This window comes from Streptomyces roseicoloratus, from assembly GCF_004117935.1.
Lineage (GTDB): Bacteria > Actinomycetota > Actinomycetes > Streptomycetales > Streptomycetaceae > Streptomyces > Streptomyces roseicoloratus.
This window is the reverse complement of sequence record NZ_SDOY01000066.1, coordinates 41,321-47,730: the sequence shown is the minus strand read 5'-3', so window position 1 is coordinate 47,730 and position 6,410 is coordinate 41,321. Positions and strand designations below refer to the sequence as shown.

Here is a 6,410-nt window from a genome sequence, read left to right as displayed (position 1 = left end):
CGACCACCCGGATCACCGGCCTCGTCCAAGCCGTGCTCACACTGCATTTGGCCAGCTCAGACCGATGATGGAAAAGCCTCACTGGCTCCGCCTCGGGGATCCGGACGATGAGCCCCGTCTGGCCCGCCTGAAACGCACTGGTGCTGTCATCTGCCATGACACCGCATGGTGTCACCTCTGCCGCAGACAGAACGGCTCCTTTTTCGCTGAACGATCACGTCGATCGCGAGCGGGCCGGCCAAGACTCTGCCGCTATTTCCCGTGAACATCCAGAGTGCCGATGATCACTGAACGCCGCCGGAACCCACGAACAAACGCTGTCGGTTGAAGGTTCTGGCACAGATCTTGGGGAGCCGTCGCAGAGCGTTACCCCGATGCTCGATTGCGAGGAGTCGGCTCGTGCGAGACGGCGTGCGCCTTGCTGTCTGACAGTCGCAACTGACGCGCCATCGGGTTTCTCCCGTTCCCTGCCGTGGTCGGCGGTCGACGGTGATGGTGCTGGTCATGCAGACCGATGCGCCGTTCTGGGACTCGCTGGTCTTCGACGGGATCGACGAGGTGGAGGTCGAGGCGGTCACGGCCGCGTTCGGCACGGTCGAGGTGATGGCGAGAGGTCGCACGGCCGGGGCGGCATGTCCGGACTGCGGCCACTTCTCGGACCGGGTACACGATCGTTACCGGCGCGGACTGAGGGGCCTTCCGCTGGCTGATCAGGGCTTTGTGATCCGGCTGACGGTCAGGCGTTTCATCTGTGGGTCGGGGGCTCCCCGCGCCGGGCGTTTGCCGAGCCGTTCTCCCGGCTGGCCGTCCCGCACGCCCGGTTCACCACGCGTCTCAACCAAGCCCTGGAGCGCGTGGGACTCGCCCTGGCGGGGCGGGCCGGCGCTCGACTGGTGGCCCAGCTGGGCTTCGGTGCGGGACGGATGATCTTGTCACGCAGGGTCATGGCGCTGCCCGATCCGCAGTTCAGACTCCACGCGTGCTGGACGTGGACGACTTCGCGATCCGTCGAGGCCAGACCTACTCCACCGTTTTGACCAGCGTCGAACCGTCGCGTGGTCGACCCTTACCTCGAACGACGATTCACCGAGGGAGGCGCCAGCGCACCCAACTCCACGGCGAACTGGTCGCCGAGCAGGCTCCCGTCACCTACGGCATGGTCCGAGCCCGCATCGCCACCCTTCGCGGGACTCCGTCCGCCGCACCGCCACGGCCGCCGGCGGTACGGCAGGTGACCGGCTGGCTCACCCGCCACCCCGCCACCCCGCCGCCCTGACCGAGGAAGACCGCGTCGGCCTCAAAGGCGTCCTGATCCGCTGCCCCGAACTGGACCCGGCCGCCGGACACGTCCGCGATTTCGGCGAAATGCTCGCCGGCCGCCTCGGCGCCATGCTCCCCGCCTGATCGACGCAGTCGACGCCAGCCGGCTGCCTGGCCTCACCGGCTTCGCACTCCACCTGCGCCGAGACCTTGACGCTGTGACCGCCGGCCTCACCCTGGACTGGAGTTCCGGCAGCATCGAGGGCGCCGTCAACCGCATCAAGAAGATCAAGCGGCAGCTCTACGGCCGAGCTGGCTTCCCTCTGCTCCGGAAAATGATCCTGCTGCAGTAGCCCGGAAGCAGAATCTTGCTGATGCGGGTTCGGCGGGCTAGAACTTCATGTGATCACTTTTGTGTGTGCCGCCTGCGCTCGCCCTCTGACCAGGGCTGTGCAGCTGTCCGAGACCCTGGTCAGGCCCGAGTTCGACGGACGGATCGGACCTGACGGGGACCGTCGGGCCCAGGCCACCATGAACGAGGGGTTCTACGCTCTGGAGCCCGAGCCATGGGGCGCCCCGTTCCTACCCACGGACGAATGCGTCGCAGTATTTCCCGGTGGTCCGGCTGTTGCCGATCCCGACGGAGACGGGTTCCTCACGTCCGCAGGCCCCCGGAATACGATCGTTCTCCATCCCGACGATGCGCCGGACCTGCTGCCCGACCTTGAAGGGGACCACGGAGGCTGCTGCGGGCTGCACGGCCAGGGCGGGCTGAATCGACTGTGCCCGTGCGGCACCGCAGTGGGAACAGAGATCAGCGAGTGCTACACCGCGTACGAACTTCACCTCGACCCAGCACAAGTACATACACGAGACGTGACCATCGGCTGATCACTGTTGGAGGTCGTGGGACAGTCAGCGGATGCAGATCCGAGACTCAGGCTCTCCCGCATTTCGAACACCGTGATGACTCTCCGCGCTGCCTCCCCAAGATCTGTGCCAGAACCCCGTTCTCGTGGACAAGACCAGCTGCGTGGTGAACTCTCGCGGGGTTCGCAGGCAGAGGTCGTGCAGTTCCAGGTGCGCTTGGACGAGGTGACGCACGAAGCGTTCACGTGGGACCTGTGGGCAGCCGCGGACCGGATCCTCGGTGGCTGGTGTTCGGACGACGGGTTCTGCTCCTTCGGCCTGTGGATGGTGGGTCTCGGCCGGGAAGCGTCCTCCCGAGCGGTGGTCCCCGATGCCCTGGCCGATACTCCGGAGGCCCGGCGCCTGGTGGGCCGTCCGCGGGTGGTGTGGGACGACGACTGGCCGGGTTGGGAGTCGCTCGACTATGTCGCCATGGAGGCGTACGGGATCCTGACCGGCGTCGGTGACGAGTGCGCCGAAGCGTTCTACGGGGCCGTCGACGCCGAGCAGAGCGACGAAGAGGGAAGCTCCGGGCCGCTTGGTGAGCGGTGCGACGTGCGCTGCGAGGACGAGGCGGCGCGCAGGCTGCCGAGACTGAGCACGATGTTTCCCCTGCGATCACTCACTCAGAAGGGCAGCTCGCCGGCTTCGGGGAGCGGGGAGTAGTCGCAGGTCCATTGCCCGGGGACGGTCGCGTAGATCGACTCCAGGTCGGCGGCTGTCCTTCCCCGAACGTGCAGCCAGCTGTGGTCACCCTGCCCGTCCAAGCGCAGGAGCTTCCCCGGTGCGGAGAACCAGCGCACGGGGGATTCCTCGGCCCCCGTCCACATCGGGTAGTCGGGCAGGTCGACGTGCGTGTACAGCCCTGGCAGCCCGCGGCTCAGCTGCGCGGGCAGCTCACACGCGTTGTAGAGCGGGTCGCCCCGCAAGAGCGTTTCGCTGAGGACGAGTTCGACCCAGGCGAGGGAGACCCGCTCCAGGAAAGGGATCCAGCCGTCCAGGGATTGGACGAGGACCGGCGGGTCGTCCTGGCGGAGGTCTCGAAGCCGGACGCCCCAGATGGCGCATCCCTGGTTCTCGCTACGGAAGACCAGGACTCCTCCGAGCTCGTCGTGCACGAAGAGCTTGGACGGTGGCAGCAGCGGATCCTGGTTGCCTGTGAGGTCGTGCCGTGTCGCACCGAGGAGCGAGTAGCCCTCGCGCAGCGCCACGGGGAAGCGGAGCCCGAGGGCTGCCTCGGCCCGCTCCAACTCCCGTCCTGGGGTGCCGGAGTCGTCATCCAGCGGTGCCGACCAGGCCGCGGCGAAGTCACGGACAACGTCCCAGGCCTGCCGTCTGTCGCGTATCCCGCCGCGCAGAGCCTGGGCCACGTCCCAAGAGCCGGTCATGTTGCTGGACTCGCCTTCCGCGTCGTCGTGATCGCTGCCGCGTTCCGTCTCAGCAGCCCCGGTTCCTGGTCCGCTCACCGTCCCCGCCCCGGCAGCCCGCTGCCGGCTCCTCCAGGAACGAGGCGGGGCCGCCATTGTCCCCGATCGCGGGGATCGCTCACCGACTGGCCGAGGCGGGCTGGAACGTTGCCTTCACGTATGGGACGCCGTACGACGCGCGCATGGCCTGGGGCATCGAGACCGGCGTCGCGGACACGATCGCAAAGGGCCCCCGGAGCTCTCCTGCGGCCGGGGGCGTGATCTGCGTCGCTGACGTGGAGGGCCGGTGCAGGCACGCTGGGCGCATGAGTGCTGCTTCCCACGCCGTCGCCCGCGTCCGCGCGCGTACCGGCGGTCCCAAGGACGACGGGCCCAAGATCCTCGAGCATCTGCTCGGCTGGACCCTCGTCGTCGTGCTCGCCGTGTTCGTCACCCGGGCCGGCCTGATGTGAGCCGGCCCGGGCCGCGGGTGAGGAGGCGGTCTTACGTGCGGGGCACGTCCTTCACGTAGACGAGGCCGTCGATGTCCGGCAGGTGCGTCGGGTCCAGTGGGGCGTAGCCGAACCAGGGCGATTCGCGCGGTGCCGGCGGGGTGGAACCCAGGGCGGTCGCGAGGCGGTGGGGGTCGACGAGGCCGAGGGGCTCGGGGAGGGCGTACAGGAGGCCTTCGACCGTGTCCGGCGGCGGCGTGTCCACGCCCTGGTGCCGGATCGTGCCGAGGGCCGTGGCCACGAAGCGGTACTCCGCGCCGAGCCGGGTGCTCAGCAGCGCGCCCGCGCTCCACCACTCCAGCGGCGCTCCGCCCATCCGCGTCGTGCTCTTCTCCCGCTGCAGGTGGGAGTTGTGGGCGTAGACGAGGAGGGGACCGCGGTCGGCGAGGGCGAGCAGGTTCTCGGCCATCATCTGACCCCGTATCGCGATCAGGCGGGCCAGCCGCGCCGGTGAGGTGTCGGCCATCCAGTAGTGGTAGCGCAGCAGGCCGAGGGCGGTGCGTGCGTACAGGCGTGCCCGGTGCCCGTCGTCCTCCGAGGCCGTCGCGCGCAGGTGCGGCGCCTGCGCGTCGAGCAGTGCCGCCAGTTCGTCGGCGAGCAGCCGCAGTTCCACGGCGTCGGCCGACCGGCCCACCGACCGGGACGGGTCCCGCATGGCGGCCGGCTCGGTCCAGCGGTCGTCCGCGCCGAGGAGCCGGTCCAGCGTCTCGGCGGTGCACGGCAGCAGACCGGGGTCGCCGTGCATCGCGAGGTGCTGATGGAGGGCCGTGAGGGCCTGCCGGGGGCTCGCGGCGGCGGCGGTCTCCAGCGGGCCGTCGAAACCGGCGAAGCGGACCCGGTCCGATGCGGGGCGGTCGTGGTTGAAGGCTCGCATCCAGCGTACGAGTGCCCGGTTGGCCGCGGATTCGCCCCAGCCGTGGCTGATTCCGCGCGCCACCACCTCATCGAGAGCGCCGGCGCCGGAGGCGACGTGGTCGTCCACGAGGAGACCCGCCAGACAGTCGCTCTCGATCGCGATCGTCCGGTAGCCCTCCTGCTCCACGAGCTCCCGGAAGAGCGCGTTCCGTACGTCGAGCAGGGTGTCCTCGCCGTGGGTCGGCTCGCCCAGGGCGAGCACGCGCGGCCGGGATCCGAGCAGGGCCGTGACGGTGGCCGCGCCCACGGGGCCGACGGTCTGTGCCAGGCCGGCGTCGGGCGTCGCCGTGGGCTTGGTCTTGCGTGCTTCCTTGCGGGGTTCCTTCATCTCAGATGCCATGGTTTCCACCGTATCGTTGAAGGTTCGGTGGAAACTTTTCATGGAGGTGAGCCCTTGTAGAGTGGGATTCATGGGGTCGAACCTTCAAAGCGGTGGTCATCGGCGGCGACTGAGGCCGGTCGACCTCGCTCGTGCGCACGGGCTGTCCACACAGGCGGTCCGGAACTACGAGGAGGCCGGGATCCTGCCGCCCGCCGCCCGAACGCCCCACGGCTATCGCACCTACACCCCGCTGCACTCCCAGGCCCTCGGCACCTTCCTCGCCCTCCTGCCCGGCCACGGCCACCCCACCGCGACGGCGATCATGCGTGCCGTGCACGAGGACGCGGTCGAGGAGGCGTTCCGCCACATCGACGAGAGCCACGCCCAGCTCCTCGACGACCGCCGCACTCTCCGGGCCGTGGAGACCGCCCTGCGAGATCTCGGAGCTGACGGGGAGCGCGTCCCGGGCGGCCTCCTGCCCGCGGCTCCCCGTGGGGCCGCGGACCGCTCCAGGCCCGCAGCTCCGTCCCGGGCCGATGTCCGTCCCTCGGCCGGCGCCCGCTCCGGGGTCGCGGCCGAGGCCGGGTCCGCATCCGGGGCCGACGCCCGTCCCGCGGCCGGGCCCCGTGACACCTTCGTCGGCGCGCTCGCGGCGCAGCTCGGCATCCGGCCCGCCACGCTGCGGACCTGGGAGCGGGCCGGACTGGTGCGGCCGCGCCGCGACCCGCGCACCGGCTACCGCGTGTACGACGCGGACGCCGTACGGGACGCCCGCCTCGCCCATCAGCTCAGACGCGGCGGCTATCTGCTGGAGCAGATCGCCCCGCTCATCGCCCAGGTGCGGTCCGCCGGCGGCCTCGAACCCCTGCGGACCGCCCTCGACGACTGGCACGCCCGCCTGTCCGCCCGCGCCCGCGCGATGCTGACCGGCGCGGCGGAACTGGACGCCTATCTGCGGGAACGGGACGCACACCTACGGGGACGGGAAGCGCACCTGCGGTAACGGGAAACCCACCTGCGGGAAACGGGACGCACACTTACAGGAACGGGAAGCGCACCTGCGGCGACGGGACGCCCACCCGCCTG

The 6,410-nt window shown here is 70.1% G+C and carries 7 protein-coding genes; 5 read left to right on the top strand and 2 right to left on the bottom strand.

What is annotated here, in order from left to right:
• Window positions 1–504: 504 nt before the first annotated feature.
• The 3 genes from ESG85_RS35725 to ESG85_RS05925 all read left to right on the top strand — a co-directional run bounded on the left by ESG85_RS35725 (window position 505) and on the right by ESG85_RS05925 (window position 2,835).
• Window positions 505–927: a transposase family protein gene (locus ESG85_RS35725; protein ID WP_246094825.1), complete on the top strand. Its 423-nt coding sequence runs from the start codon at window positions 505–507 to the stop codon at window positions 925–927.
• A gap of 389 nt (window positions 928–1,316) precedes the next feature.
• The gene (locus ESG85_RS36875; protein ID WP_246094826.1) at window positions 1,317–1,613 is read left to right on the top strand and encodes a transposase; all 297 of its coding nucleotides are present in this window, start codon (window positions 1,317–1,319) and stop codon (window positions 1,611–1,613) included.
• Window positions 1,614–2,226: 613 nt separating this feature from the next.
• Window positions 2,227–2,835 (top strand): DUF4240 domain-containing protein, encoded by a 609-nt coding sequence (locus ESG85_RS05925; protein ID WP_128976964.1) that lies wholly within the window; start codon window positions 2,227–2,229, stop codon window positions 2,833–2,835.
• Here ESG85_RS05925 and ESG85_RS05920 read toward each other — a convergent pair.
• Window positions 2,796–3,557 carry an SMI1/KNR4 family protein gene (locus ESG85_RS05920; RefSeq protein WP_128976963.1) on the bottom strand — a complete coding sequence of 254 codons (762 nt, stop codon included), beginning with the start codon at window positions 3,555–3,557 and terminating at the stop codon, window positions 2,796–2,798. The two genes, ESG85_RS05925 and ESG85_RS05920, sit on opposite strands and share 40 nt — an antisense overlap.
• A 344-nt stretch (window positions 3,558–3,901) precedes the next feature.
• On the opposite strand from ESG85_RS05920, the gene ESG85_RS05910 reads away from it, so the two are divergent.
• Complete coding sequence (locus ESG85_RS05910; protein ID WP_128976969.1) at window positions 3,902–4,048, top strand: SCO1431 family membrane protein; 147 nt, start codon at window positions 3,902–3,904, stop codon at window positions 4,046–4,048.
• A gap of 31 nt (window positions 4,049–4,079) precedes the next feature.
• Here the strand turns inward: ESG85_RS05910 and ESG85_RS05905 are convergent, their stop codons facing one another.
• Window positions 4,080–5,342: an erythromycin esterase family protein gene (locus tag ESG85_RS05905; protein ID WP_246094823.1), complete on the bottom strand. Its 1,263-nt coding sequence runs from the start codon at window positions 5,340–5,342 to the stop codon at window positions 4,080–4,082.
• 70 nt (window positions 5,343–5,412) lie between these two features.
• On the opposite strand from ESG85_RS05905, the gene ESG85_RS05900 reads away from it, so the two are divergent.
• On the top strand, window positions 5,413–6,327 hold the full coding sequence (locus tag ESG85_RS05900; RefSeq protein WP_128976961.1) for a TioE family transcriptional regulator: 915 nt from the start codon (window positions 5,413–5,415) through the stop codon (window positions 6,325–6,327).
• The last annotated feature ends 83 nt before the right edge of the window (window positions 6,328–6,410 follow it).